This window comes from Pseudomonas sp. ASL4 (assembly GCF_056680395.1).
The window spans coordinates 4189188-4215764 of the sequence record NZ_CM155280.1; the positions used below are offsets into that span (position 1 = coordinate 4189188).

Genomic DNA, 26577 nt, shown 5'->3' on the forward strand with positions numbered 1-26577 from the left:
AGGAAGCAAAAGAATGGGACTGTTTGATTACAAAAATGCCGGCAGTGCGGCCGGCAAAGAGTTGTACAGCGATGCCATCGCATTGACGCTGTATGCCTACACGCCAACCGGCCAGCAGTTGCCGGCCACCGGTTGGGCGCCGATTGGCGCGACGGCACTGGGATACAAAGGCAAGGCCAGTGCTCAAGGCACCTTCTATGGCGAGAAAGAGGGTTTCACCAGCGCCGAATCTGAAGTGCTCGGCAAGTACGACGCCGCCGGCAAGCTGATCGGCCTCGGTGTGGCCTTTCGCGGCACCGGTGGCCTGGGCTACAGCGACACCTTTGGCGACATGAAAAACAATCTGCTGGCGGCTGTCGGACCGGTGGATTACGCGAAGAACTACGCCAAAAGCGCCTTCGATACCTTGCTCAAGGACGTCGCCGCGTTCGCCATTGCCCACGGCCTGAGCGCCAAGGACGTGCTGTTCAGCGGCCACAGCCTCGGCGGTCTGGGCGTCAACAGCGTCGCGGAACTGAGTGGCAGCAATTGGGGTGGTTTCTTCAAGGACGCCAACTACGTGGCCTTCGCCTCGCCGACCCAAAGCGCCACCGGCAACAACGTGCTGAACATCGGCTACGAGAATGATCCGGTGTTTCGCGCGCTGGACGGCACCACGTTCAGCAGCGGCTCAATGGGCAAGCACGACGGCCATCAGGAGTCAGCGACCAACAACATCGTCAACTTCAACGATAACTACGCGTCGACCTCACAGAACCTGGTGCCGTTCAGCATCATCAATCCGCTGAACTGGTCGGCCCATGGCTCGTTGGGGTATGCCGACGGCTTGAACCGGGTGATCGACTCGCGCTTCTACGACCTCACGACCAAGGATTCGACGCTGATCGTGTCCAACCTGACGGAGTCGTCCCGCAGCAGCACCTGGGTCGAGGACCTGGGCCGCAGCGGCGAGCCACACACCGGTAGCACGTTCATCATCGGCACCGACAGCAATGACTTGCTCAAGGGCGGCGCCGGCAATGACTTCATCGAGGGCCGGGACGGTAACGACCGATTCCGCGATGACGGTGGCTATAACATCCTGCTGGGCGGCAAGGGCAGCAACACCTTCGAGCTGCAAAAGCCGCTGCAGAACTTCAGCTTTGCCAACGATGGTGACGGCACGTTGTACGTGCGCGATGCCTACGGCGGCATTAGCCTGACCCGCGACATCGGGGCGCTGGTGAGCAAGGAGTCGAGTGGCTGGTGGGGCATGACCAGCAAGGAGATCACCTACACCGTCAGCGCCAACGGCTTGCTCAACGGCAGCGAACTGACCCACTACAACCACTCGCTCAATGGTGATGCCTACGGCAATACGCTGGCCGCCACTGTCGACGGCGACTGGTTGTTCGGTAACGCCGGCGACGACCTGCTGCGCAGCGACAAGAGTCACGTCACCTTCGTCGGTGGCACGGGCAATGACGTGATGCATGCCGCGGGCGGCAACAACACGTTCCTGTTCAGCGGCGCCTTCGGTTTTGACGCGATCAATGGCTACCAGGGCAGCGACAAACTGGTGTTCATGGGCGTCCAGGGCGCAGGGCAGGGCTACGACTACAAGCAACATGCAACCCAGTCCGGCCATGACACGGTGCTCAAGGTTGGCGATTTTGCCGTGACCCTTGTCGGGGTCGGGCTGGATAACCTGTCGGCTTCAGGCATCACCTTCGCGTAAGAAAAGCTGCATGCACTAAATGCTCCGGGGCGCCTCGTCAGTGAGGCGTCCTGGTTGTGAGCTATCTCTGACGATTCCAGCAAAGAGAGAGGCAATATCTATGGGTGTGTATGACTACAAGAACTTCGGCACAGCCGATTCCAAGGTGTTGTTCAGCGACGCCATGGCCATCACGCTGTATTCCTATCACAACCTCGATAACGGCTTTGCCGCCGGTTATCAGCACAACGGCTTCGGCCTCGGTTTGCCGGCGACGCTGGTCACCGCGCTGATCGGTGGCACTGACTCCCAGGGCGTCATCCCGGGCGTTCCATGGAACCCCGATTCGGAAAAACTCGCTCTGGCTGCCGTGCAAAAGGCCGGTTGGACGCCGATCACCGCCTCGCAATTGGGCTATGACGGCAAGACCGATGCACGGGGAACCTTCTATGGCGAGAAGGCCGGGTTCACCAGCGCTCAGGTCGAGATCCTCGGCAAGTACGACGCCCAGGGTCATCTCACCGAAATGGGCATTGCCTTTCGCGGCACCAGCGGCCCGCGGGAAATCCAGATCAGCGACTCCATTGGCGACATCATCAACGACCTGCTGGCCGCGCTGGGTCCCAAGGATTACGCGAAGAATTACGTCGGTGAAGCCTTTGGCAAACTGCTCGGCAACGTCGCCGCGTTTGCCAGTGCCAATGGGCTGTCGGGCAAGGACGTGCTGTTCAGCGGCCACAGCCTGGGCGGGTTGGCGGTCAACAGCGCGGCGGACCTGAGCACTGACAAGTGGGGCGGTTTCTTCAAGGACTCGAACTACATCGCCTACGCTTCGCCGACCCAAAGCAGCACCGATAAAGTGCTTAACGTTGGCTACGAAAACGACCCGGTGTTCCGCGCGCTCGACGGCTCGACGTTCAACCTGGCGTCTGTCGGCGTGCACGATGCTCCCAAGGATTCGGCGACGGACAACATCGTCAGCTTCAACGATCACTACGCCTCGACGGCGTGGAACGTGCTGCCGTTTTCCATCCTCAACGTCCCGACCTGGATTTCGCACTTGCCGACCGCTTATGGCGATGGCATGAACCGGGTGATCGAGTCGAAGTTCTACGACCTGACCAGCAAAGACTCGACCATCATCGTCGCCAACCTGTCGGACCCGGCGCGGGCTAACACTTGGGTCCAGGATCTGAACCGCAACGCTGAAACCCACAAGGGCAGCACCTTCATCATCGGCAGCGACGGCGACGACCTGATCCAGGGTGGCAAGGGTAACGACTATCTTGAAGGCCGGGATGGCAACGACACCTTCCGCGATGGTGGCGGCTACAACATCCTGCTCGGCGGCAAGGGCAATAACGTGCTGGACTTGCAGCAGTCGGTGAAGAGCTTCGATTTCGCCAACGATGGCGCCGGCAACCTCTACGTGCGTGATGCCAATGGCGGCATCAGCATCACCCGCGACATCGGCAGCATCATCACCAAGGAACCGGGATTCCTGTGGGGCGTGTTCAAAGATGACGTGACCCACAGCGTCACGGCAGATGGCCTGAAGGTCGGCAACAACTTCACTCAGTACGCCTCGAGCGTGAAGGGTGGGGCGGGTGCCGATACGCTGACCGCACACGCCGGCGGTGATTGGCTGTTTGGCCTGGACGGCAACGACCATTTGATCGGTGGCAAGGGCAACGACGTGTTTGTCGGCGGCGCGGGCAATGACCTGATGGAGTCGGGCGGCGGGATCAATACCTTCCTGTTCAGTGGTGCGTTTGGCCAGGACAAGGTGGTTGGTTATCAGGCCAGCGACAAACTGGTGTTTATGGGTGTTGCGGGAGTGGCGCCGAACGATGACTTCCGGGCGCATGCCACGGCGGTCGGGCATGACACGGTGCTGACGTTTGGTGGTGATTCGGTGACGTTGGTGGGGGTTGGGCTGGAGAGTTTGTCTGGCTCCGGGATTGTGATCGCCTGATAGGGCCCCTTCGCGAGCAAGCCCGCTCCCACAATGGATCGAGTGTGCAGCAGATTTTGTGCACGACACAGATCCACTGTGGGAGCGGGCTTGCTCGCGAAGAACGATGACACGGTAAACCTGCCTGTCACCGTGACCCAAAGGTCAAAACTGGACTCCAATACCTGCACCAACAGGAACCGGCACTAAAGCATCCGCGCAATTGTGCGTTATCCCTATAACGCAACAGCGGCATGTCGCCATCGAAAACAGGAGATTCAGGAAAGTGAGTAACAGCAAGAGGTATGTCTTGGGGTTGGCTTTGGCCGTGTTATCGGCAAACGCCGCTGCAGAACTGCCTCATAGCTCGATTTTGAGCCGTTATGGCATGACGCCAGATGAATTGCCGAAACCGGCAGTGATCGAAACCAAAGCACCCGTCGAAGAGAAAACCCTCTTTCATGTCCAGTCGGAGCAGCCTTGGGCCACTGTCCGTTTTGGTGACGGGAAAAAGCCTGAAGTGACCGGCAACATCAGCATCGACAATTCGGTGCAGCAGGAATATGACCGTTGCCAGAAGCTGCGTGACCAGATGATCAAGCGCGGTGAGCGCTACATCGTTTGTGATACCAGCATTCCGGGAATGCCCTAAGTTTTGCGGCGTTCTTAAAGGTCTCTTCGCGGCCAAGCCTCGCTCCTACAGATTGAAACACGTCCCCTGTGGGAGCGAGGCTTGCCCGCGAAGAACGATGACACAGTCTCAGTCTGGTTTACGAACCGTCGCTACATCATTGGCATTGACCTTCACTTTCGCCCCGGAAATATCTTCGAATTCATAGAAGCCGTCCTTGGTCTTGGTTTTCGGCATGTCCTTGGTCAAATACTGGGTGCCGTTCTGCAGGGTCACCACTGTTGGCGTCGCGCAACCGGCCAGGGCCAGGAAAGCGGCGATTGCCAGGGGCAGGCCCAGGGTCTTGATGTTCATACATACCTCTCACGATGCTCAAAAAAAATCAGTGTGACCGCTTCAGTCATCACTGCTGCTCTATGGCGTTTGGTGCCATGGATCGGTAGAAAGTTCGATGCCTACCCGAAAAATGATCGATTAGCTTCGCCGCCCATCCTTTTCCGTTTGCCCGGACAGGGCGTAGCTGGTATCTGTACGCATAACCAGTATTCGCTTGCCATGGCCCTTATTTCCTGTGATTGCAAACCCGCTCGACGATCCGTTCTATTACTTGAACAACTTCATGCAAGTGCTTGATTGGCTTGAACATCGCTATGCCGATGTATTGAGTGTCGAGGAACAACGCTTCATTCGTGAATTTAACCGCTTGCCCCGTGAGTCTCGGGCATTGCTGGTGCGGATGGTAATGCGCAAGGGCCTGCATTTCCGGGCCGCTAAACTGCATTACGTCGAGATCGGTGACATCGCCAGCGCTGCCGGGCCGTTGCTGGAACTGGGCTGGATCGATGAGCAATCGCCATTGTTCATAGAGGACGTGTTTGATGTGCTGCTCAAGGCGGAAATCCTCCAGTGCCTGGGCCATGCCATCGACCAGCCCAAAGGCAAGAAGACCGATTGGCTGCCGCTGTTGAGCGAGCAATTTCCTGAATCCCGAAGTTTCCAGGACTGGTGTCCGATGCTGGATGATCGGCTGTTCAGCCTGACCATCATGGGCCTGTGTGATCGGTTGCGTTTGATGTTCTTCGGCAATCTTTACCAGGATTGGTCGGAGTTCGTGTTGGCGGACCTCGGTATCTTTACTTATGAAAAAGTCGAGTTTTGCGCCGAATCCCGCGGCTTGCGTTGCCGGGAAGACGTGGACGCCTGCGTGTTCCTGCACGACTGTCAGCTTCGGTTCGAGGTCGGTGAAGACGTCGCCGTCGTCGTCGAGCAGATCAACGCCTTGGCACTGAGTAATCCCTGGTTGCAACGTCGCCGGGGCAAGTTGTTGTTCCAGATTGGCCAGCATTGCGAACGCGTGGCCGATTTCGCCAATGCCCTGACCATCTACCGTAAATGCGCTTATCCCGGCTCGCGCCTTCGGCTGATTCGGGTGCTGGAGCGTTGCGGTGAGTATTCGTTGGCCCTGGACCTGGCAGCCTTAGCAGAGCAAGCACCGGAAAGCGCCGCCGAACAGCAGCAATTGCTGCGGGTGTTGCCAAGGCTGCGGCGCAAACTGGGCGGGCCGCCGATGAAACGCGCAGCCCCTCGGGCCATGCAGCGCCTGGATCTGCAACTGCTGCGAACTGATCTGGCGTTGTCGGTGGAGTACTACGTGCAGGCGCACTTGGCCGAAGAATCAGCGCCGGTGCATTACGTCGAGAACAGCCTGATCAATTCGTTGTTCGGCTTGCTGTGCTGGCCGGCGATTTTCGCGCCGTTGCCGGGGGCGTTTTTCCACCCGTTCCAGCGCGGGCCGGTGGATTTGCTCAATGAAGACTTTCACGGTCGCCGGGCCGAACTGTTCCAGGCCTGCCTCGCCGAACTGGACGACGGGCGTTACCGTCAGACGATTCGCGAGCGTTACGTGGCCAAGTGGGGCGTGCAGTCGCCGTTCGTGTTCTGGGGCGCGCTGACCGAGGAGTTACTCGATCAGGCGCTGGACTGCCTGCCGGCCGAACACCTCAAGCACTGGTTCGACCGCTTGCTACTGGACATCAAGGCCAACCGCGCCGGCATGCCGGACCTGATCCAGTTCTGGCCGCAGGACAAGACCTACCGCATGATCGAAGTCAAAGGCCCCGGCGATCGCCTGCAAGACAATCAACTGCGCTGGATCGAGTTCTGCCACGAACACCAGATGCCGATTGCCGTCTGCTACGTGCAATGGACGGAGCAGAGCGCTTGAGCTACAGCATTGCGGTGCGGGCGCTGTGTGAGTTCACCGCCAAGGTCGGTGATCTCGACTTGCGCTTCACGCCGTCACCGACCGCGCTGGAAGGCATCGTCGGCCATCGCACGGTCGCGTCCCGGCGCAACGACGCTTACCAGAGCGAAGTGGCGCTGGAAGGTTCGTATCAAACGTTGAAGGTAAAGGGCAGGGCGGACGGCTACGATCCGGGGCAAAACTGCCTGGAAGAAGTCAAAACCTATCGCGGCGATCTGAGCAAACAACCGGCCAATCATCGGCAGTTGCATTGGGCTCAGGCCAAGATCTACGGCTGGCTGATGTGCCAGAAGCTGCAACTGGCGCAGGTCAACCTGGCGCTGGTGTACTTTGACATCGTCAGCGAAAAGGAAACCTGCCTGGTCGAGGCCTTCAGTGCTGCCGAACTGGAGGCGTTCTTTGAGCATCATTGCCGGTTGTTCCTGTACTGGGCCGAGCAGGAAATGGCCCATCGCGAAGCCCGTAATCTAGCGGCGCAGGGTTTGGCTTTTCCCCATGCCGGGTTTCGTCCGGGGCAACGGCATCTGGCCGAGTCGGTGTTCAAAGCCGTCAGCACCGGCCGTTGCCTGATGGCACAGGCACCTACCGGAATCGGCAAGACCGTCGGCACATTGTTCCCGATGCTCAAGGCTCTGGCGCCGCAGCAACTGGACAAGGTGTTCTTCCTCACGGCGAAAACCCCGGGGCGCAAACTGGCGCTGGACGCGGCACAGGTGATCCTCGACAGCGCCGACGCGCCACCATTGCGCATTCTGGAGATGATCGCCCGGGACAAGGCTTGCGAACACCCGGACAAGGCCTGCCACGGCGAATCCTGTCCGTTGGCCCAGGGCTTCTACGACCGATTGCCCGCCGCGCGTCAGGCCGCCAGTCAGTTGAGCCTGTTGAACCAGAGCGCCTTGCGTGAAGTCGCACTGGAACACAATGTTTGTCCTTATTACCTCAGTCAGGAAATGGCCCGCTGGGCGGACGTGGTGGTCGCCGACTACAACTACTACTTCGACTTCAGCGCCTTGTTGTTTGGCTTGTCCCAGGCCAACAACTGGCGGGTCGCGGTGCTGGTGGACGAGGCCCACAACCTGGTGGAGCGTGGCCGGCAGATGTACAGCGCCAGCCTCGACCAGTCGACCCTCAACGCGGTGCGCAAAACCGCCCCTGAAGCGCTGAAGAAATCCCTGCAACGGGTCAATCGCGAATGGAACGCCCTGCATGACCTGCAACTCGGCGCTTATCAGGCCTACGACAAGGCGCCGGAAAAACTGCTCCAGGCCTTGTCTTCGTGCAGCGCGAGCATCGGCGACTACCTGAACGATCACCCTCAAGGGCTCGACAGCGCGTTACAGAATTTCTACTTCGACATGCTGCAGTTTGGCCGGGTGGCGGAGCTGTTCGATGAGCAGTTCCTGTTCGACATCAGCAAGCGTGACCTTGAACGCAAACGCAATCTGTCGCAGCTGTGCCTGCGCAACGTGGTGCCCGCAGGGTTCATTCGCCCGCGCCTGACGGCGGCGCGCAGTACCGTGCTGTTTTCCGCGACCCTCAGCCCTCGGCATTATTACGCTGACCTGCTGGGAACACCGCCGAACACTGTCTGGATCGACGTTGAGTCGCCGTTTCACGCGGACCAGTTGCAGGTCAGCATCGTCAGCCAGATCTCGACCCGTTTCGTCCACCGTCAGGCGTCGCTCGGGCCGATTGTCGAGCTGATCGCCCGGCAGTTCACCCAGCGTCCCGGCAACTACCTGGCGTTTTTCAGCAGTTTCGATTACTTGCAGCAAGTGGCCCGGTTGCTGGCTGAGCGGCATCCGCACATCACCTTGTGGTCGCAGTCCCGGGGCATGGCGGAAAGTCAGCGCCAAGACTTCCTCGACCAATTCACCACGCACAGCCAGGGTGTCGGTTTTGCGGTGCTGGGCGGGGCGTTCGGTGAAGGCATCGACTTGCCCGGCGCCCGGTTGATCGGGGCTTTCATCGCCACGTTAGGGTTGGCGCAACTGAATCCGGTCAATGAGCAGATGAAGCACCGCATGGCAGCGATTTTTGGTGCTGGCTACGACTACACCTACCTGTATCCCGGCGTGCAGAAAGTCGTACAGGCCGCCGGGCGGGTGATCCGCACCCAGCAGGATCAGGGCGTGGTAATGCTGATCGATGACCGGTTTGGCGACAGCAAGGTCAAGCAATTGCTGCCGCGTTGGTGGTCGGTCGGCGTCGGCCAAGGCGTAGCGGGGTAGGGAATAAAGAACGCCGGGAAAGCGGTTTTTTCGGACTTTTGCGTAGGAATATATCCTTTAAAAAACATAGATATATCTTGATAAAAAGCACTTTTTGATCAATCGGTGAAACCAGACTTTATTCAAAGGGCAGGCAATCACTTTCACCCGATTCTTTGATAAGGAAATCAAGGTATGTCAGAAGCACCGAACTACACCTACACCGCCGAGCAGATCACTGCCGCGTTCACCGAAATCAAAACCGCATCGTTCAAAGACATCACTGCCGATCCTGTTCCCAAGATGCTCGTGGTCGCAGGGCTGCAGGGCTGCAGGGCTCGGGTAAAACCTGGCTATTGGAAAAAAATCTGCTGGCGTCTAATCGCTACACCAACTATGTACGGCTGTACTTGCCTGAATACCGGGAAAAACACCCGCAGTACGCGGACATGATCAAACTCGGCGTCCTGCACTCGTATGAACATACGGAAACCTTCGTCCGGGAGCTCGGTACGAAGATCTTTACCGAGGCGTTCACCAGCCAATACAACATCATCATGGAGTGCGCGTTCGACAGTATCGACTTCGCAGCTTTCCCGCCTTCGGCGACGGCCGCCGGCTATCAGTTCGAAACCCACATCGTCGGCTGCAATCAAGAATTCGCGCATCTGTCGAGCATCAAGAGAGCGCTCAGGAGCCTGGAAAAGCAGGAGCTGGAAAGGTTCGTCAGTCTGCAAGCCCTGCAAACCAGCATGAGCAATGCCCAGGCAATCATCTTGGCCTTCGACACGGCCGCGAAGGCCGTCAGTGGTTCACAAATCATTCTGTACGAGCGTGGGTTTGGTGCTTTGAAAGAGCGGACCCTGCGTGCGCATAACACCTACACCAAAGCCGCCGATGGAACGCTGACTACGACGTCGGTGACCGCGCATTACGCTGACAGTGTGTATGGCACGATCATCAACAACCACGTGTTCTCGGTGAGTGAGCGCGACGAGATGGTCAAGGAGTGCCAACTGGCGCTGTCCAGGACCCAAACCTATGCCGAGCAAGTCCCGGACTTCGTCTACAACGACCTGTATGCCTACATCGTCAAGTACGTGTACCGATAAGCTGCAGCCATTCGGCGGCAAAGCGATGACAGTCCCCCGGCCAGCGAGCGGTGAGCAACTGACCGTCGCGGACCACAAAGCCGTGTTGTGGTTTGTCCGCCGAATCACGTTTGGCCAGCGCCGGCCCTCGCAGGAAATCCTTGGGTTTATTCAGGGCCGCCGACACCTCGGCTTCGACGGTCTGCCGGTAAGTCCGGTAATAACGCCCCAACCACAGTGCGGTCATCAGCCAGGCCGGCAGTTCCATGGTGCCGGCCACCAGCGCCGTGACTTTGTGCCCATCCAGCACCGGACGGCCGGTGGCAAGATCAAGCGTGCGGGCCAGCAACAGCACACCATGACACACAGCGGCCACCGGTTTAGCGGTCTTGAAAAAGTGCAGGGCAATACGCCGGGCCTGCCCGGACTCCAGCAGGCTGCGCATGCCTTGGGCATGACCGCCGGGAATCAACAGCCCTGCAAACTGGCTCGGGTCGACATCGGCGTAGGCCAATGGCTGATTGAAGGCCTCGTCCTCAATCATTCGGGCGTAGCTGGCAAGGTCGGGTTTGCGCGTCATCAGGAACGGGTTCAACAGGCCGAATCCGATGTCCACCAAACGCGGGTCGGCGTAAGCAGGCAACCCCTCGGGCGTTGCAAAACGCACTTCGACGCCCGCCTGGCGCATGGCCTCCCAGGGCACACTGCTTTCAGTCGGATCGTAATCGCAATTGGGCAACAGAATCAGAATCATCGAGAGCTTCTTCCTTGGCCTGGCGTGGCGGTTGGCATCGAGAATAGGTGGTCTGTGGCCATCACTCCACTGCGACTTTCCAAAGCCTGGTTATTGCGGCTGTCCTATCCTGTGGTTTGTCGCATACTCCATAAAATAATAATGCCGGAGAGATCAATGAGTGATGATCGAACCAAAGCAAATGCTATCGAGGACAGCCGATTGCGGATGCTGATCGATGCGGTGGTTGACTATGCGATCTACATGATCGACCCCGATGGCATTATCACCAGTTGGAATTCCGGCGCCCGACGTTTCAAAGGGTATGAGGAAGCAGAAATACTTGGCCAGCATTTCTCGCGTTTCTATACCGAAGAGGATCGTCTTGCCGGCAAGCCCCAGCGAGCGCTGGATACGGCCATTGCCGAAGGTCGTTTCGAGGGTGAAGGCTGGCGGGTTCGCAAGGATGGCACGCGCTTCTGGTCCCACGTGGTGATTGACCCGATTCTCGACCCGTCAGGCACGTTGCTGGGTTTTGCCAAGATCACCCGGGACCTGACCGACCGCAAAATGGCCGAAGAAACCCTCAAGCAAAGCGAGCAGCAATTTCGCTTGCTGGTCCAAAGCGTCACCGACTACGCCATCTATATGCTCGACCCGCACGGGCGCTTGACCAACTGGAACCTCGGTGCCCAGCGCATCAAGGGTTACCGGCCCGAAGAAGTCATTGGCCAGCATTTTTCGATGTTCTACACCCCTGAGGACCGTGAAGCCGGTGAGCCGCAACGGGCACTGGAAACTGCGCAGCGTGAAGGAAAATTCGAAAACAAGGCCTGGCGTGTGCGTAAGGACGGTACGCAGTTCCTGGCTCACGTCGTAGTTGATCCGATCTGGGGTGAGACGGGCACGTTGCTCGGTTTCGCCAAGATCACTCGTGATATCACCGAAGTGACGAAGGCCCAACAGGCCCTTGAGCAAACCCGTGAAGCGTTGTTCCAGGCGCAGAAGATGCAGGCCATCGGCCAACTCAGCGGCGGGATTGCCCACGACTTCAATAACCTGTTGACGGTGATTCTCGGAAACCTGGAAATCGTCCGTAAACGTATGGGGGACGATCCGAAAATCGTTCGTTTGCTGGACAACGCCACCCAAGGCGCCATGCGCGGCGTTTCCCTGACCCAGCGCATGCTGGCCTTTGCCCGGCGTCAGGAACTCAAGACCGAATCCGTCGAGATCCCTGCCCTGGTGCAAGGGATCACCGGGCTGTTGCGCAGCTCCCTGGGGCCCTCGGTGAAAATCGAAACCAACTTTGCGCCAGACCTCGAACCCGCCGAGGCCGACGTGAATCAACTTGAGTTGGCAGTGTTGAACCTGGCGACCAATGCCCGTGACGCCATGCCCAATGGCGGGAAGATTGTCATCAGCGCCAGGATTGAGGAGGTCAGCGATCCTGCCCGTTCCTCTTTACCGGTTGGCCGATATGTTTGCCTGAGCGTTACCGACACGGGGGAGGGCATGGACCCGGACACGCTGGCATCAGCCGCCGATCCGTTTTTCACCACAAAAGGTGTCGGCAAGGGTACAGGCCTGGGGTTGTCGATGGTTCACGGCTTTATCGAGCAATTGGGTGGGCGATTCATCCTCAAGAGCCAGAAGGACCAGGGCACCTGCGCTGAACTCTGGTTACCTGTCGCCACGGCCGGCGCGGTGCCCAGGTTGACGCCTGTAGTGCAAGCCATGCTTCCGGTGCCCGGACTGAGCGTGCTAGTGGTGGATGACGATAGCCTGGTGCTGACCAGCACCAGCCTGCTGCTTGAAGACCTGGGCCACCGGGTGATCAGCGCGGCATCCGGCGCTCAGGCGCTGGAAGCATTCGACAGCGGCCAAGCGATTGATCTGGTCATCACCGACATGGCCATGCCGCGAATGAACGGTGCGCAACTGGCGCACGCAATTCGTCTGCTCAAGCCAGACTTGCCGATCATCCTCGCCACCGGTTATGCCGAGCGCCTGGAAGGCTTTTTGCTGGAACTTCCGCGTCTTTCCAAGCCGTTTACCCAACTCAATCTGGTGGAAATCATCAGCCAGGCGATGAAATAACGGAGGGGCTAACGCTCGGGCAATCGGTCTGAACTTTGCCAACTAAGGTCTCTTCTAAACGTTTTCCGCTGTGTGAGAACGTCGTGCCGAGAATACTGACTGAAGCCGTGGCCGAAGAGGCTCTGACCGAACACAACGCCAAGATGTTCGGTTCGCCCAAGGAACGCCTGGATTTCTATCGCCGGGAAATCCAGTACGAAACCAGCATCGTGGCCAACCGCACCGACGCGTATCTGGCCGCGCAATCGTTCCTGGTGATTGCCTTCGCATCGAGCATGTCCAATCTCAACCCCGAGTGGGGCAAGCTGTTCACCCTGGTGGTGCCGCCGTTTCTGGCGCTGTTGGGGTTGCTCAGCTCACTCAATGCCTGGCCGGGCATTCGTGCGGCGTACGACATCATCGATCACTGGCACTTCAAGCAAAGCCAATTGCTGCGCAGCGAACCGCTGATTGGCTTGGCCTACGATGAATCGCCGCTGTTCTGTGAAACGGAATCCAGTCACAAGGGCTATCGCAAGTCGCTATTGTTTTCGGTGCGCACGCCGTGGATTTTTGCGACGTTCTGGGTTTTGTTGGGCAGCTATGCGTTTTACATTCAGGTCACCAATCCCGGGGCCTGACCTTTCAAGAAGATCAAAAGATCGCAGCCTTCGGCAGCTCCGGCATGGTGTACGCATTCCCCTGTAGGAGCTGCCGAAGGCTGCGATCTTTTCAGCGGTTCAAACCCATGAATCGAAACCGCCATCCACTGATTTCGAATGCAGCACAGACGCCGTTGAAAACTCTTCCTCAATCAGCCGCAGGTGGTCGATGGCTTCCTCAAACTTCAGATCAGCCTTGCAGCGCAGAGCCTGATAATGGGCAAACACCTCGGCATCCAACTCGGCCTTATCCAGCAGTTCAAAAGCCGCTTGGTTAAGCAGTTGCGCTTCTTCGAACAATTGACGATTACATTCGAGCGCGAAATCGCGGCAAGCCTGGGTGTGTACCGGAGCCGAGTAGTACTTCATTGCGTTCACCTTCCGTTCGGGGGAGCCACGTGGGGCTGGATAAGGTTGTGACTGCTTACGCCTAAAGGAATTTCATTCTTTTGAAGTTGGAAAATGGATAGATACTTAGGGAGCTATCGTAAAAAGAAATCAGGAATCCTGATGGTTTCTCTGTTCATACCGGGCCAGCATCGGCTGAGTACTGATACCGTGAATCAAAATGCTCAACGCCACCACTGACAGCGTCAGGTCGGTGCACAGGGTTGCCACCGATGGGGTCAGGTCGTGGTTCAAGGCATAGAACAGGTAATAAAAACTGCCAATGCCGCGAATCCCGAACCAGCCGATCAATGAGCGTTGCCGCCCGTCGAGCAATCGCCCCCAGGGCATCAGCCACACACTCAGTGGGCGAATCACGCAAAACAGGACCGCCGCAATCACCAGGGCACGCCAGTCCCAGTGCGGCACCAGTACCACCCCGAGCAAGGTCACCAGAAACACCTCCATGGCCCGTTCCACCAGACTGCCAAAGGCCAGCATGTCGCCCATCATGATGCCGGCGGCGACCTGAGAGTCTTCCAGGTTTTCTAGATCGCCATGCACGGCGGCCTCGGGCTCGACGTTCTGATGACCGACCACCGGTTGCACCAGTTGCTCGGCCGGGGTCTGGGTGTCGCCGGTAGACTTGACCTCGGCCTGGCGCAATCCCAAACCTGCGGCGAACACGGATAGAAAACCGTAGCCGTGAATCGACTCGGCCGCCACATAGGCCAGCGCGATCAGCGCCAGGGTCAAGTAATCATTGGGGGAAAAGGTGCTGTCGGCATTGCGGATGCGCATCGACAAGGTCGCCCGACCGATGCCGTGGCCCATCCAGTAACCGATCAGCAACCCGGCAGGCACCGCCCACAACAGGCTTTTCAGGGCCCAGTCAGTGAGCCAGGTGTTGGAGTCACCGGACTGTTGCAACACTAACAAGCCGAGGATGACGAAAGGAAACGCGACGCCGTCGTTCAGGCCGGCCTCACCCGAAAGCCCGAAACGCACCGAGTCGTAATCCTTGGCATCGTTAACCTGCACCAGCGACGCCAATACCGGGTCGGTCGGTGCCAGAATCGCGCCGATCAGCATCGACGGGCCCCACGCCAGGCCCAAGCCGTAATGCAGCAACAGGCAAACACCGGCGATGGTCAGCACCATCACCGGCCCCGCCAGCCCGAATGCGACGCGCCATTTGCGATCCCTGAGCGGCAGACGCAACTTGAGTCCGCAGACAAACAGCGAAAAGAGCACCGCGACTTCCGTCAGGTGCTCCATCCAGTTTGCGGCGTCCTTGATGTCGAGCTTGAGCAAATCCAGGCCCGCCGGGCCGATGGCTATCCCCAGCACCAGGCACACTGCCGAGGTGGTCACCGGCATCCAGCGCAGGTACGACGAGGTCAGCGCCAGCGTCAGCAGCACCGCGCCCAACACTGCCAACCACACAATGAAACTCATGCCGGACTCTCGCTGGGTGGCTGCATTCGTCGGCTCAACCGACGGTCGCGCGCAGGTATTCAGGCGCTAACACGACCGACCACAGCAATACCATCTCGACCAGAATGGTCACTAACACCAGCAGGCCGACGCCCCAGACACTGGCTGCGTACAACAGGCCCTGTTCCTTGCGCTCGTGCATAAAGGTCGGCAGGCCAACGAACAACAGGAACGTCGCGTAGGCGCAAGCGGCCGCCAGCACTATGACCCCCAACCAAAGGCTGGGGTACAGCCCGGCGAAACCCGCGATAAAAAACGGCGTCGCGGTGTAGGCAACAAAACCGATGCATTGATTGACCGTGGGCCGGGCGTCGAAGGTGCGTGACATCCAGCGGATAAATAATCCCATCAGCGCCACGCCGGCCAGGATGGTCAGGTACAACAACCCGCAGAGTTGCAGTGCGCTGGCAGGGCTGAGTTTCACCGTTTCGTGCTGGGCCAGGCTCCAGCCGACATAGGTGGTCCCGATATACAGGCACACGGCAGGGATCAGTGCGAGCAGCACTAAATGTGCGAGGTAGTGGCGTGGATGCTCTTCCTCTTCGTGACGAATATCCGTCCAGGCGAAGTTGGGTTGGGTAAACAGCTTGATAATAGGTGCGGACATGACGACCTCCAGATATCTAAGGCACACCAATGGCACGCCTATAAAGAGTTGAGTTCTGGAGTTGGTAGCAGGTTCAATTTATAGAAACGGCTCGCCGCCCGAGCCCTGGTAGCTCCGCTCGCCGCAGTCCGGATACGGGTCTCGATGTTGCGGTTGGACACAAAAACTGTGGCGAGGGGGCTTGCCCCCGTTGGGCTGCGAAGCGGCCCCAAATCCTGAGCCTGCGGTCTGGCAGGCAAACCGCTTTCAATCGATTTACGACGGCTCCGCTGCCGATCGGGGGTAAGCCCCCTCACCACAAAAGCCGCTCCTACAGGGATGTCAGGCTGTTTTCGATCCGCTGGATGCCTTCCTCGAGTAACGCCCGCGGGCAGCCGAAGTTCAGGCGCACGAACTGTTTGCTCTGATCACCAAAATCCAGACCAGCACTCAAGCCGACCTTGGCTTGTTCAAGGAAGAACTGCTGCGGATCGGCCAGCCCCAACGCCGAGCAATCGAGCCATGCCAGGTAAGTGCCTTGTGGCACGTTGATGCTCACGCCTGGCAATCGCGTGCGAACGGCATCCACCAGATAATCACGGTTGCCTTGCACATAAGCCAGCATCTCGGTCAGCCACGGGCCGGCTTCGCTGTAGGCCACGCGGGTGGCTTCCAGGCCCAGCGGGTTGACGCTGTCGACCATGCCGCAACGCGCGTGGTTGACCCGAGCCAGCAGCGCCGGATCCTGGATGATCATGAACGAGGTCTTCAGACCGGCGATGTTGTACGCCTTGCTCGCCGACATCAGGGTGATGGTGCGCTTGGCGATCTCCGGGCTCAGCGATGCGGTCGGAATATGTACACGCCCGTCAAAGCACAACTCGGCGTGAATCTCGTCGGAGATGATCCAGGCGTCCTGCGCCAGGCAGATGTCGGCCACCGCTTGCAGTTCTTCCCGAGGGAAGACCTTGCCCAGCGGGTTGTGCGGGTTGCTCAGCAGCAGCGCGCCGCCGCCGTTCAGGGATTCGCGCAACGCATCGAGCGGTGTGGCGTAGGAACCATCCGCCTGGGCGACGAACTCAAGTTCAACCTTGTTCAGCCCCCAATTGCCCGGCGCATGACGCAGCGGCGGGTAGTTCGGCGTTTGTACTACAACGTTCTGTTGCGGCTGGACCAGCGCTTTCAGCGCCATGTTGAAGCCGGACTCCACACCCGGCAGAAACACCAGTTCTGAAGGCTTTACCCGCCAGGCGAATTTGTTCCAGAGGTCGGCGACGATGGCGTCACGCAGGTTGTCCTGAGGCACGCTGTAGCCAAGCAACGGGTGTTCCAGGCGTTTTTGCAGGGCCTGGATAATCACCGGCGGCGCCGCAAAATCCATGTCGGCCACCCACATTGGCAACACGTCGGCCGGGTAACGGCTCCATTTGGTACTGCCGGTCGCGTGGCGGTCGAACACCTGGTCGAAATCGAAGGTCATGCTCAGTCTCATAGAAGGCAGCGTTAATCACGGCGGCCATGATAAGCCGCCAACGTTCACCTGAGGTGACACCCAGCAGAAAAAATCAGAACTCAATGAGTACACGAATCCCCCTGTGGGAGCGGGCTTGCTCGCGAAAGCGGTCTTACATTCAACATCAACACTGACTGACCCACCGCTTTCGCGAGCAAGCCCGCTCCCACATTTGATCTTCGTGTTGCCCGACGGTCGGGTTTCATGCCAAAGGCTGTCACATTGACTAGAGTTTGGAGTACCGGCAGCCAAGCTGCCGCGACTGTGTTTGTCCAGAAAAACCCGGCAAAGCACCGGGTCTTCATCTGATCAGGAGTGCACGATGGACCTCAACCGTCGTCAGTTCTTCAAGGTCGCCGGTATCGGCCTTGCGGGCTCAAGTCTCGGCGCGCTGGGTATGCTCCCCGCGACTGCCTTTGCCGAGCAAGTGCGTCATTTCAAACTCGCCCACACCCATGAGACCCGCAACACCTGCCCGTACTGCTCGGTGGGTTGCGGCTTGATCATGTACAGCCAGGGCGACCAGGCCAAGAACGTCGCCCAAAGCATCATCCACATCGAAGGCGACGCCGACCACCCGGTCAACCGCGGCACCTTGTGCCCCAAAGGCGCGGGCCTGCTGGACTTCATTCACAGCCCCAGCCGCTTGCTGTACCCACAGGTGCGCAAGCCCGGCAGCACCGAATGGACGCGCATCTCCTGGGATGAAGCGCTGGACCGCGTGGCCGACCTGATGAAGGCCGACCGCGACGCCAACTTCATCGAGAAGAACGCCCAGGGCCAAACGGTGAACCGCTGGCTGACCACCGGATTTCTCGCAGCGTCAGCGGCGTCCAATGAAGCGGGCTACCTGACCCACAAGGTCATTCGCAGTCTCGGCATGCTGGGGTTCGATAACCAGGCGCGTGTCTGACACGGTCCGACGGTGGCAAGTCTTGCCCCGACGTACGGCCGTGGTGCCATGACCAATACCTGGACCGATATCGCCAACGCGAACCTGATCCTGGTGATGGGCGGCAACGCAGCAGAAGCGCACCCTTGCGGCTTTAAATGGGTGACCGAAGCCAAGGCGCACAACAAGGCACGACTGATCGTGGTCGATCCGCGATTCACCCGGACCGCCTCCGTGGCCGACTATTACGCGCCAATCCGCACCGGGACCGACATCGCCTTTATGGGCGGGTTGATCAATTACCTGCTGACCGAAGACAAGATCCAGCACGAGTACGTCAACGCCTATACGGACGTGTCGTTTATCGTCAAAGCCGGATTCAGCTTCGAAGACGGGATCTTCAGCGGCTACGACGCCGCCAAGCGTCTGTACACCGACAAGTCTGGCTGGGGCTATGAAATTGGTGAGGACGGTTTCGCCAAAGTCGACCCGACGTTGCAGGACCCACGCTGCGTCTATCAACTGATGAAAGTCCATTACAGCCGCTACAACATCGACCTGGCCAGCCAGATCTGCGGCATGCCGGTGGACGCCATCAAGAAAATCTGGGAAGAAATCGCCACCTGCTCGACACCGGGCAAGACCATGACGATTCTCTACGCCCTGGGCTGGACGCAACACTCGATTGGTTCGCAAATCATCCGCAGCGCGGCGATGGTCCAACTGCTGCTGGGCAACGTCGGCATGCCGGGCGGCGGCGTCAATGCCCTGCGCGGGCACTCGAATATTCAGGGCCTGACCGACCTTGGCTTGCTCTCCAACTCGCTGCCGGGTTACCTGACCCTGGCCAGCGACGGCGAGCAGGATTACGACGGCTACATCACCAAACGGACGCAAAAACCGTTGCGCCCGGGACAACTGTCGTATTGGCAGAACTACAGCAAGTTCCACGTCAGCCTGATGAAATCCTGGTACGGCAACAACGCCACCGCCGAGAACCATTGGGCCTACGATTACCTGCCGAAACTCGACATCCCCAACTACGACATCCTGAAAATGTTCGACCTGATGGGGCAGGGCAAGGTCAACGGTTACATGTGCCAAGGCTTCAATCCGATCGCCGCGTTGCCGGACAAAAACCGCGTAATGGCGGCGCTGGCCAAGCTCAAATGGTTGGTGGTGATGGACCCGCTGTCCACCGAGACCTCGGAGTTCTGGAAAAACGTCGGGCCGTACAACGACGTGACCAGCGCTGACATTCACACTGAAGTCATTCGCCTGCCGACGACCTGTTTTGCCGAAGAGGACGGCTCGCTGGTCAACAGCAGCCGCTGGCTGCAATGGCACTGGAAAGGCGCCGACGGGCCGGGCGAAGCGCAGACCGACGTGAAGATCATGAGCGAGTTGTTCCTGCGCCTGCGCAAGCGTTATCAGGCGAATGGCGGCGCGTTCCCCGACCCGATCCTTAAACTGTCGTGGCCTTACAAAATCACCGACGAACCGTCGCCGGAAGAACTGGCCAAGGAAATCAACGGCGCCGCCACCACGGACTTCACCGATGCCACGGGGGTGGCGATCAAGGGCAACGCGCAACTGACCGGTTTCGCCCAGCTCAAGGACGATGGCAGCACCGCGTCCGGCTGCTGGATCTTCTGCGGTAGCTGGACCGAAATGGGCAACCAGATGGCCCGGCGCGACAACAGCGATCCGTACGGCATGAAGCAACATTTGGGATGGGCCTGGGCCTGGCCGATGAACCGGCGGATTCTCTACAACCGCGCTTCGGCTGACCCGCAAGGCAAGCCGTGGGACGAGAAAAAACGCCTGGTGTGGTGGAACGGCAAGGCCTGGGGTGGCACCGATGTGCCGGACTTCAAGGTCGATTCGCCACCGGAAGCCGGGATGAACCCGTTCATCATGAACCCCGAAGGCGTGGCGCGGTTCTTCGCCGTCGACAAGATGAACGAAGGCCCATTCCCCGAGCACTACGAACCGTTCGAAACCCCGATCGGCATCAACCCGTTGCACCCGAACAATAAGAACGCCACCAGCAACCCGGCGGCGCGGATCTTCGATTCGGTGTGGGAAACCCTCGGCGTGGCCAAGGATTATCCGTACGCCGCGACGAGTTATCGGCTGACCGAGCATTTCCACTTCTGGAGCAAGCACTGCAAGCTCAACGCGATTGCCCAGCCGGAGCAATTTGTCGAGATTGGCGAGGTGCTGGCCAAGGAGAAAGGCATCGTTGCCGGCGACAAGGTCCGGGTCAGCAGCAAGCGCGGCTTTATCGAAGCGGTGGCAGTGGTGACCAAGCGGATTCGTCCGTTGCAGGTCAACGGCCAGGTTGTGCACCACATCGGTATCCCGCTGCACTGGGGCTTTACCGGGCTGACGCGTCACGGCTATCTCACCAACACCCTCGTGCCGTTCCTCGGCGATGGCAATTCCCAGACCCCGGAATCCAAGTCATTCCTGGTCAACGTGGAGAAAGTCTAAATGGCTAGCCAAGACATTATCGCCCGCTCGGCCACCACCACCGTCCCGCCGTCGGTGCGCAATCAGGAGGAAGTGGCCAAGCTGATCGACACCACCAAGTGCATCGGTTGCAAGGCCTGCCAGGTCGCCTGCTCGGAATGGAACGAGCTGCGCGACGACGTCGGCCACAACCTCGGCACCTACGACAACCCGCAAGACCTGAGTGCCGAAACCTGGACGTTGATGCGCTTCACCGAGCATGAAACCGACGCCGGTAATCTGGAATGGCTGATCCGCAAGGACGGCTGCATGCACTGCGCCGAACCCGGTTGCCTGGCGGCGTGCCCAAGTCCTGGCGCAATCATCAAGCATGCGAATGGCATCGTCGATTTCGATCAGGATCATTGCATCGGTTGCGGTTATTGCATCACCGGTTGCCCGTTCAACATCCCGCGGATCTCGCAAAAAGATCACAAGGCCTACAAGTGCACGCTGTGCTCGGACCGGGTCGCGGTGGGCCTGGAACCGGCCTGTGTGAAAACCTGCCCGACCGGCGCCATCGTCTTCGGTACCAAGGAAGACATGAAGGAACACGCCGCCGAACGGATCGTCGATCTCAAGAGTCGCGGCTTTGAAAACGCCGGTCTGTACGACCCGGCTGGGGTCGGCGGCACCCACGTGATGTACGTGCTGCACCATGCCAACACGCCACAGATATACGCCGGGCTGGCGAAGGATCCGGCGATCAGTCCGCTGGTGGGTTTGTGGAAAGGCGTGAGCAAACCCTTGGGCTTGTTGGCCATGGGCCTGGCGGTGCTGGCCGGGTTCTTCCACTACGTGCGCATCGGCCCGCAAGTGGTGGAAGAGGACGAATTGCCACCGGTTAACGATCCGGCAGTGCACGAAGTCGATCCGTCGGTGCACACCTTTGATCCGCGCGGGGAGAACAGACCATGATCCGCAAGCAGATCCTGCGCTATACCGCCAACCAGCGGACCAATCACTGGCTGGTGGTGATCCTGTTTTTCATGGCCGCGCTGTCGGGGATGGCACTGTTTCACCCGGCGCTGTTCTGGCTCAGCAACCTGTTCGGCGGCGGACCGTGGACGCGGATTTTGCATCCGTTCATGGGCGTGCTGATGTTTGTGCTGTTCCTCGGGTTGGTGATCCGTTTCTGGCGGGCCAACTTCTTTATTCGCAACGATGGGCTGTGGCTCAAGCGGATAGGGCGGGTGATCAAAAACGAGGAAGAGGGCGTGCCGCCGATTGGCAAATACAACCCTGGGCAGAAGCTGCTGTTCTGGACGTTGTTGTTGTGCATGTTAGGGTTGCTGTTCACGGGGTTGGTGATCTGGCGCGCGTATTTCAGTGTGTATTTCGGCATCACCCTCATTCGTTGGGCCATGCTGCTGCATGCGCTGGCGGGTTTTGTGCTGGTGTTGAGCATCATCATTCACATCTACGCCGGCATCTGGATCAAGGGCTCGATCAGCGCCATGTTGCACGGCTGGGTCAGCCGCGCGTGGGCCCGGAAACACCATGAACTCTGGTACCGCGAAGTGACCCGCGACGAAAACCCCGAGCAGCCGATCAGCAAAAAAGGATAAGCACTTGGCAACGATTCTTGAGCCTGGCGAGATCGAAGCAGCGGCGAGTTCACCACCGTTTCTGTACTTGCCACCGCGTAATCTGTTCACCTTGCGAGCGTTGGGGCTTGAGCGTTTGGCTGAAGGGCATCCGATGGCGGATTACCTGCGGCTGGTGGCCGGGTTGTGTCATCTCCAGCAGGAAATGCTGGATGATCTGCCGGTTGATGAGATGCCCGATCCCGAACGCCTGAAAGTCTGCCAGCAACATGGGTTGCCGCCGTTCGCCGTTGACAGCCTGGTGCGCGAGGGCGAATGGCTGCCGTTTCTGTACGCCGTGTTGCTGCGCTATAAGCCACCGCCACACGCGGCGGTCAAAAGCGCGATCAACACGCTGCTGGCTGCCAACCCCGGACAACTCAAGGCTTGGGGCGTTGCTTTGGTCAGCGGCCAATACTCGTTGTTGCCCGCCGAAGTGGTGCCGTTTCTCGGCGCGGCGTTGCAAGTGACCTGGAGCCATTGGTTGCTGGACACGCCGAACCTGGAACTCAAGCCCGGTGACAGCCTCAGCCAATGTCCGGCCTGTGGTTCGCCGGCCATGGCCGGGGTGATTCGCCATCGCGGCAAATACAACGGTTTACGCTATCTGGTCTGCTCGCTGTGTGCCTGTGAATGGCATGTGGTGCGGGTCAAATGCGTGTATTGCGAGCAGAGCAAAGGCCTTGAGTACGTCAGCCTCGATGACGATCGATACGCGGCGAATCAGGCGCCGCTGCGGGCGGAAGTCTGTCCCGGCTGCAACAGCTACCTGAAACTGCTGTATCTGGAAAACGATGCCGAGGCCGAAGCGCTCTCGACCGACCTGACCAGCCTGATGCTGGACATGCGGCTGGAGCAGGAAGGTTATCTGCGTGTAGCACCGAATCTGTTGTTGGCCCCCGGAAGCGATTAAGTCCAGCGTCTACACTGAGGCGCGACGGTCCATCGCTTTCGGAGTTGCCGATGTCCAACCTGCGTCTGCCATCCATCGACAGTTTGCTGCGCCATCCTGCGTGCCAGCCGTTGGCCGAGCGTTATGGGCGAGATGCGCTGCTGACCAGCCTTCGACAGTTGCTCGATGACCTGCGCGAACCGGTGCTTTCGGGGCAACTGACTGCGGTTGAAATCTCGCCCGAGGTGCTGGCGGGCAGGGCGGGTGAACGTCTCATTTCCCAGCATCGCAGTCATGTGCGCCGGGTGTTCAATCTCACCGGCACCGTGCTGCACACCAATCTGGGGCGGGCGCTGTTGCCGGAAGAAGCCATTGAAGCGGTGCAGATGGCGGCGCGTTATCCGATCAATCTTGAATTCGATCTGCACAGCGGCAAGCGTGGCGACCGCGACGACCTGATCGAAGGCCTGATCCGCGAGTTGACCGGCGCCGAGGCCGTCACCGTGGTCAACAACAACGCCGCTGCCGTGCTGCTGACCCTCAACAGCCTGGGCGCGCGTAAGGAAGGCATCATTTCCCGAGGCGAGCTGATCGAAATCGGCGGCGCGTTTCGCATCCCCGACATCATGGCCCGTGCCGGCGTGAAGCTTCACGAGGTCGGCACAACCAATCGCACCCACGCCAAAGACTATGAAGCCGCCATCGGCCCGCGCAGCGGTTTGGTGATGCGCGTGCATGCGAGCAACTACGCTATTTCCGGGTTCACCACGAGTGTGCCGACCGCTGAGCTGGCAGCGTTGGCGCACAAGCACGGTTTGCCGTTGCTGGAAGATCTGGGCAGCGGCAGTCTGCTGGACCTGACTCGCTGGGGGTTACCTGCCGAACCGACGGTGCGTCAGGCGCTGCTCGATGGTGCGGACATCGTCACTTTCAGCGGCGACAAGTTGCTCGGCGGTCCGCAGGCCGGGTTGATTGTCGGGCGTAAGGAGTTGATCGCGAAGATCAAGAAGAACCCGCTCAAGCGTGCGTTGCGGGTCGACAAGCTGACCTTGGCGGCGCTTGAAGCAGTGTTGGGGTTGTACCGCGATCCTGATCGTTTGGCCGAACGTTTGCCGAGTCTGCGCCTGCTGACCCGGCCGCAGGCTGAGATCCTCGCTCAAGCCTCACGTTTGCAACCGTCGTTGGCCCAGCGTTTGGGTAATGGCTGGAACGTAAGCGCGGTGCCTGCGCTGGGCATGATCGGCAGTGGCAGCCAACCGGTGGCGCGCTTGCCAAGTGCTGCGTTGTGCCTGCGGCCGCTGGTGTCGAAGCGTCTTCGCGGTCGGCAATTATTGAATCTGGAAGCGGCGTTTCGCACCTTGCCGATTCCCGTGCTCGGCCGTCTTGATGACGATGCCTTGTGGCTGGACCTGCGGCAACTGGACGACGAAGCGGCGTGGCTGGCGCAACTCGATCAGTTACCGGGAGGGGAAGGGTGATCGTCGGCACCGCAGGGCACATCGACCACGGCAAGACGTCGTTGCTTCAGGCCCTGACCGGCCAGGCCGGGGACCGTCGCCGTGAGGAACGCGAGCGCGGCATGACCATCGACCTCGGCTACCTCTACGCGGCGCTGGAACCCGGCGCCGAACTGACGGGGTTTATCGACGTGCCCGGTCATGAGCGATTCACCCACAACATGCTCGCTGGCGCACAGGGCATTGACCTGGTGCTGTTGGTGGTCGCGGCAGACGACGGCGTGATGCCCCAGACCCGCGAGCATCTGGCGATTGTCGAGTTGCTGGGCATCCCTCGGGCGCTGGTGGCGATCACCAAGTGCGACCGGGTCGAGCCTGCACGAGTTGCAGAAGTCCGGGCGCAGGTTGAAACGTTGCTCGCGTCTGGACCATATGCCGGCGCGCCGTTGATTGCGCTGTCGAGTGTCACGGGCGAGGGCTTGGAAACCTTGCGTGAAGCGTTGCTCGATGCGCAAAAAAGCGTTCTTCAACGTAGTGCCAGCGGTGGTTTTCGCCTGGCGATTGACCGTGCTTTCAGCGTCGCTGGCGCTGGTATCGTGGTGACCGGCACTGCGTTGTCGGGCCAGGTCGCCGTGGGTGATACGTTGCTGCTCGGCCCCCAAGGCAAGCCGGTGCGAGTGCGTGGCTTGCATGCGCAGAATCAGCCGGCCGAGGTTGCAACCGCAGGACAACGCGTGGCGCTGAACCTGAGCGCCGAACGCCTGAACCTGGAACAACTTCACCGCGGCCAATGGCTGCTGGCCGAGTGGCTGCACGCGCCGACCCAGCGGCTGGACATCGAGATGCAACTGTTGCCCAGCGAATCCCATGTGTTCGTCCACTTTCACCCGGTGCACGTCCATCTCGGCACTCAGGACGTGACCGGACGGGTTGCATTGCTGCAAGGCCCAAGTCTGACCCCCGGCGAGCGGATGTTTGCGCAAATTCTGCTGAATGCGCCGGTGCAGACAGTGAAGGGCGATCCGTTGATCCTGCGCGACCAGAGCGCCCAACGCACCCTCGGTGGCGGGCGAGTGCTCGACCCGTTCGCGCCGAGCCGACAGCGTCGCAGCCCCGAGCGACTGGCGCAGTTACAAGCCCTCGCGAGCACCCACAGTCTTGAAGAAGTCATGCCCGCGCTGCTGGCCAACAGCGAAACGGGGCTTGACCCGCAACGCCTCGAACGTCAATTCAACCGTCTTCGTGACAGCTGGGTTTTGCCCGATGACGTGCGCCTGATCAACACCCGCCAAGGTCCGCTGTTGTTTAGCACTGCACGATGGGAAGCCCAAAAAGCGCCGCTGCTGGAACACCTCGCACGCTTCCATCAACTGGAACCGGATCAAATGGGCCCGGACCGTGATCGCCTGCGCCGGTTCACCGGCACTGCGCTGGACCGGCCGACGTTCATCAGCCTGCTCGACGAATTGCTTGCCTGTGGCGCTATCGTCACCAGCGGGCCGTGGTTGCATCTGCCCGATCATCAAGTGCGCCTGAGTGAAGACGACGAAGCCTTGTGGCAACAATTGCAGCCAACGTTCGAAGCGGCCGGTTTCAATCCACCGTGGGTGCGTGACCTTGAACATGACGAAGTCGCGGTGCGCCTGCTGCTGCGCAAAATGGCGCGACTGGGGCTGCTGCACCAAGTGGTGCGCGACCTGTTTTACACCGACACGGTGCTGCGCCGATTGGCGGCTATGCTGTTGCAACTGACGGGTGAAAAGCCGGTGATTGAGGTGGCGGCGTTTCGTGATGCGGTGGGGCTGGGTCGCAAGCGCAGCGTGCAGATTCTCGAATACTTCGACCGCATCGGCCTGACCCGACGCCTTGGCGATCGGCGCCAGATCCGCCCAGGCAGTGCACTGGCTCAGCCCTCCGAGCCCTGACTTTTT

19 protein-coding genes and 1 pseudogene are annotated in these 26577 nt (G+C 59.7%); 14 read left to right on the forward strand and 6 right to left on the reverse strand.

Translation table 11 applies throughout. The features are described 5' to 3' along the window. Nucleotides 1–13 precede the first annotated feature (13 nt). The 3 genes from AC1MEW_RS18805 (at nt 14) to AC1MEW_RS18815 (ending at nt 4302) form a co-directional block, all read left to right on the forward strand. Complete coding sequence (locus tag AC1MEW_RS18805) at nt 14–1717, forward strand: polyurethane esterase (RefSeq protein ID WP_480423149.1); 1704 nt, start codon at nt 14–16, stop codon at nt 1715–1717. Between the two features lie 100 nt (nt 1718–1817). Then, complete coding sequence (locus tag AC1MEW_RS18810; RefSeq protein ID WP_480423150.1) at nt 1818–3671, forward strand: polyurethane esterase; 1854 nt, start codon at nt 1818–1820, stop codon at nt 3669–3671. Between the two features lie 265 nt (nt 3672–3936). After that, the gene (locus tag AC1MEW_RS18815; RefSeq protein WP_201255187.1) at nt 3937–4302 is read left to right on the forward strand and encodes a hypothetical protein; all 366 of its coding nucleotides are present in this window, start codon (nt 3937–3939) and stop codon (nt 4300–4302) included. 108 nt (nt 4303–4410) lie between these two features. Here AC1MEW_RS18815 and AC1MEW_RS18820 read toward each other — a convergent pair whose 3' ends face one another. Then, on the reverse strand, nt 4411–4635 hold the full coding sequence (locus AC1MEW_RS18820) for a YgdI/YgdR family lipoprotein (RefSeq protein ID WP_201197624.1): 225 nt from the start codon (nt 4633–4635) through the stop codon (nt 4411–4413). A 217-nt stretch (nt 4636–4852) separates the two neighbouring features. Here AC1MEW_RS18820 and AC1MEW_RS18825 point away from each other — a divergent pair, with 217 nt between their 5' ends. The 3 genes and pseudogenes from AC1MEW_RS18825 to AC1MEW_RS18835 all read left to right on the forward strand — a co-directional run bounded on the left by AC1MEW_RS18825 (nt 4853) and on the right by AC1MEW_RS18835 (nt 9869). Next, nucleotides 4853–6505: a VRR-NUC domain-containing protein gene (locus AC1MEW_RS18825; RefSeq protein ID WP_480423151.1), complete on the forward strand. Its 1653-nt coding sequence runs from the start codon at nt 4853–4855 to the stop codon at nt 6503–6505. After that, nucleotides 6502–8778, forward strand: coding sequence for an ATP-dependent DNA helicase (locus AC1MEW_RS18830; protein ID WP_480423152.1), 2277 nt, complete (start codon nt 6502–6504; stop codon nt 8776–8778). Before AC1MEW_RS18825 ends, AC1MEW_RS18830 begins: the two co-directional genes overlap by 4 nt. 174 nt (nt 8779–8952) lie before the next feature. Next, a pseudogene (locus AC1MEW_RS18835) lies at nt 8953–9869 on the forward strand (zeta toxin family protein). On the opposite strand, the gene AC1MEW_RS18840 reads toward AC1MEW_RS18835, so the two are convergent. Beyond that, nucleotides 9850–10602 (reverse strand): type 1 glutamine amidotransferase domain-containing protein, encoded by a 753-nt coding sequence (locus AC1MEW_RS18840; RefSeq protein ID WP_480423153.1) that lies wholly within the window; start codon nt 10600–10602, stop codon nt 9850–9852. The pseudogene AC1MEW_RS18835 and the gene AC1MEW_RS18840 overlap by 20 nt on opposite strands. A gap of 156 nt (nt 10603–10758) precedes the next feature. On the opposite strand from AC1MEW_RS18840, the gene AC1MEW_RS18845 reads away from it, so the two are divergent. After that, nucleotides 10759–12681, forward strand: coding sequence for a hybrid sensor histidine kinase/response regulator (locus tag AC1MEW_RS18845; RefSeq protein ID WP_201255183.1), 1923 nt, complete (start codon nt 10759–10761; stop codon nt 12679–12681). Between the two features lie 83 nt (nt 12682–12764). Beyond that, nucleotides 12765–13301, forward strand: coding sequence for a hypothetical protein (locus AC1MEW_RS18850; protein ID WP_201255182.1), 537 nt, complete (start codon nt 12765–12767; stop codon nt 13299–13301). A 99-nt stretch (nt 13302–13400) separates the two neighbouring features. On the opposite strand, the gene AC1MEW_RS18855 is transcribed toward AC1MEW_RS18850, so the two are convergent. The 4 genes from AC1MEW_RS18855 to AC1MEW_RS18870 all read right to left on the reverse strand — a co-directional run bounded on the left by AC1MEW_RS18855 (nt 13401) and on the right by AC1MEW_RS18870 (nt 17272). Next, nucleotides 13401–13691 (reverse strand): hypothetical protein, encoded by a 291-nt coding sequence (locus AC1MEW_RS18855; RefSeq protein WP_322268639.1) that lies wholly within the window; start codon nt 13689–13691, stop codon nt 13401–13403. 129 nt (nt 13692–13820) lie between these two features. Further along, nucleotides 13821–15167, reverse strand: coding sequence for a cation:proton antiporter (locus tag AC1MEW_RS18860; protein ID WP_201255180.1), 1347 nt, complete (start codon nt 15165–15167; stop codon nt 13821–13823). 34 nt (nt 15168–15201) lie between these two features. Then, nucleotides 15202–15813 (reverse strand): Yip1 family protein, encoded by a 612-nt coding sequence (locus AC1MEW_RS18865; RefSeq protein WP_201255179.1) that lies wholly within the window; start codon nt 15811–15813, stop codon nt 15202–15204. A gap of 310 nt (nt 15814–16123) precedes the next feature. Further along, on the reverse strand, nt 16124–17272 hold the full coding sequence (locus tag AC1MEW_RS18870) for a MalY/PatB family protein (protein ID WP_322268636.1): 1149 nt from the start codon (nt 17270–17272) through the stop codon (nt 16124–16126). A gap of 355 nt (nt 17273–17627) precedes the next feature. Here AC1MEW_RS18870 and fdnG point away from each other — a divergent pair, with 355 nt between their 5' ends. Genes fdnG through selB form a run of 6 tightly spaced genes read left to right on the forward strand, consistent with a single transcriptional unit; the run spans nt 17628 to nt 26571 of the window. Beyond that, complete coding sequence (gene fdnG, locus AC1MEW_RS18875; protein WP_201255177.1) at nt 17628–20693, forward strand: formate dehydrogenase-N subunit alpha; 3066 nt, start codon at nt 17628–17630, stop codon at nt 20691–20693. Beyond that, complete coding sequence (fdxH, locus tag AC1MEW_RS18880; protein ID WP_480423154.1) at nt 20694–21629, forward strand: formate dehydrogenase subunit beta; 936 nt, start codon at nt 20694–20696, stop codon at nt 21627–21629. Beyond that, entirely contained in the window at nt 21626–22279 is a 654-nt protein-coding gene (locus AC1MEW_RS18885; protein ID WP_201203571.1) for a formate dehydrogenase subunit gamma, read from the forward strand. Before fdxH ends, AC1MEW_RS18885 begins: the two co-directional genes overlap by 4 nt. Before the next feature lie 4 nt (nt 22280–22283). Then, complete coding sequence (fdhE, locus tag AC1MEW_RS18890; RefSeq protein WP_201255176.1) at nt 22284–23210, forward strand: formate dehydrogenase accessory protein FdhE; 927 nt, start codon at nt 22284–22286, stop codon at nt 23208–23210. A 50-nt stretch (nt 23211–23260) separates the two neighbouring features. Then, on the forward strand, nt 23261–24667 hold the full coding sequence (gene selA / locus AC1MEW_RS18895; RefSeq protein ID WP_480423155.1) for an L-seryl-tRNA(Sec) selenium transferase: 1407 nt from the start codon (nt 23261–23263) through the stop codon (nt 24665–24667). Then, complete coding sequence (gene selB, locus AC1MEW_RS18900) at nt 24664–26571, forward strand: selenocysteine-specific translation elongation factor (RefSeq protein WP_480423156.1); 1908 nt, start codon at nt 24664–24666, stop codon at nt 26569–26571. Before selA ends, selB begins: the two co-directional genes overlap by 4 nt. Nucleotides 26572–26577 lie beyond the last annotated feature (6 nt).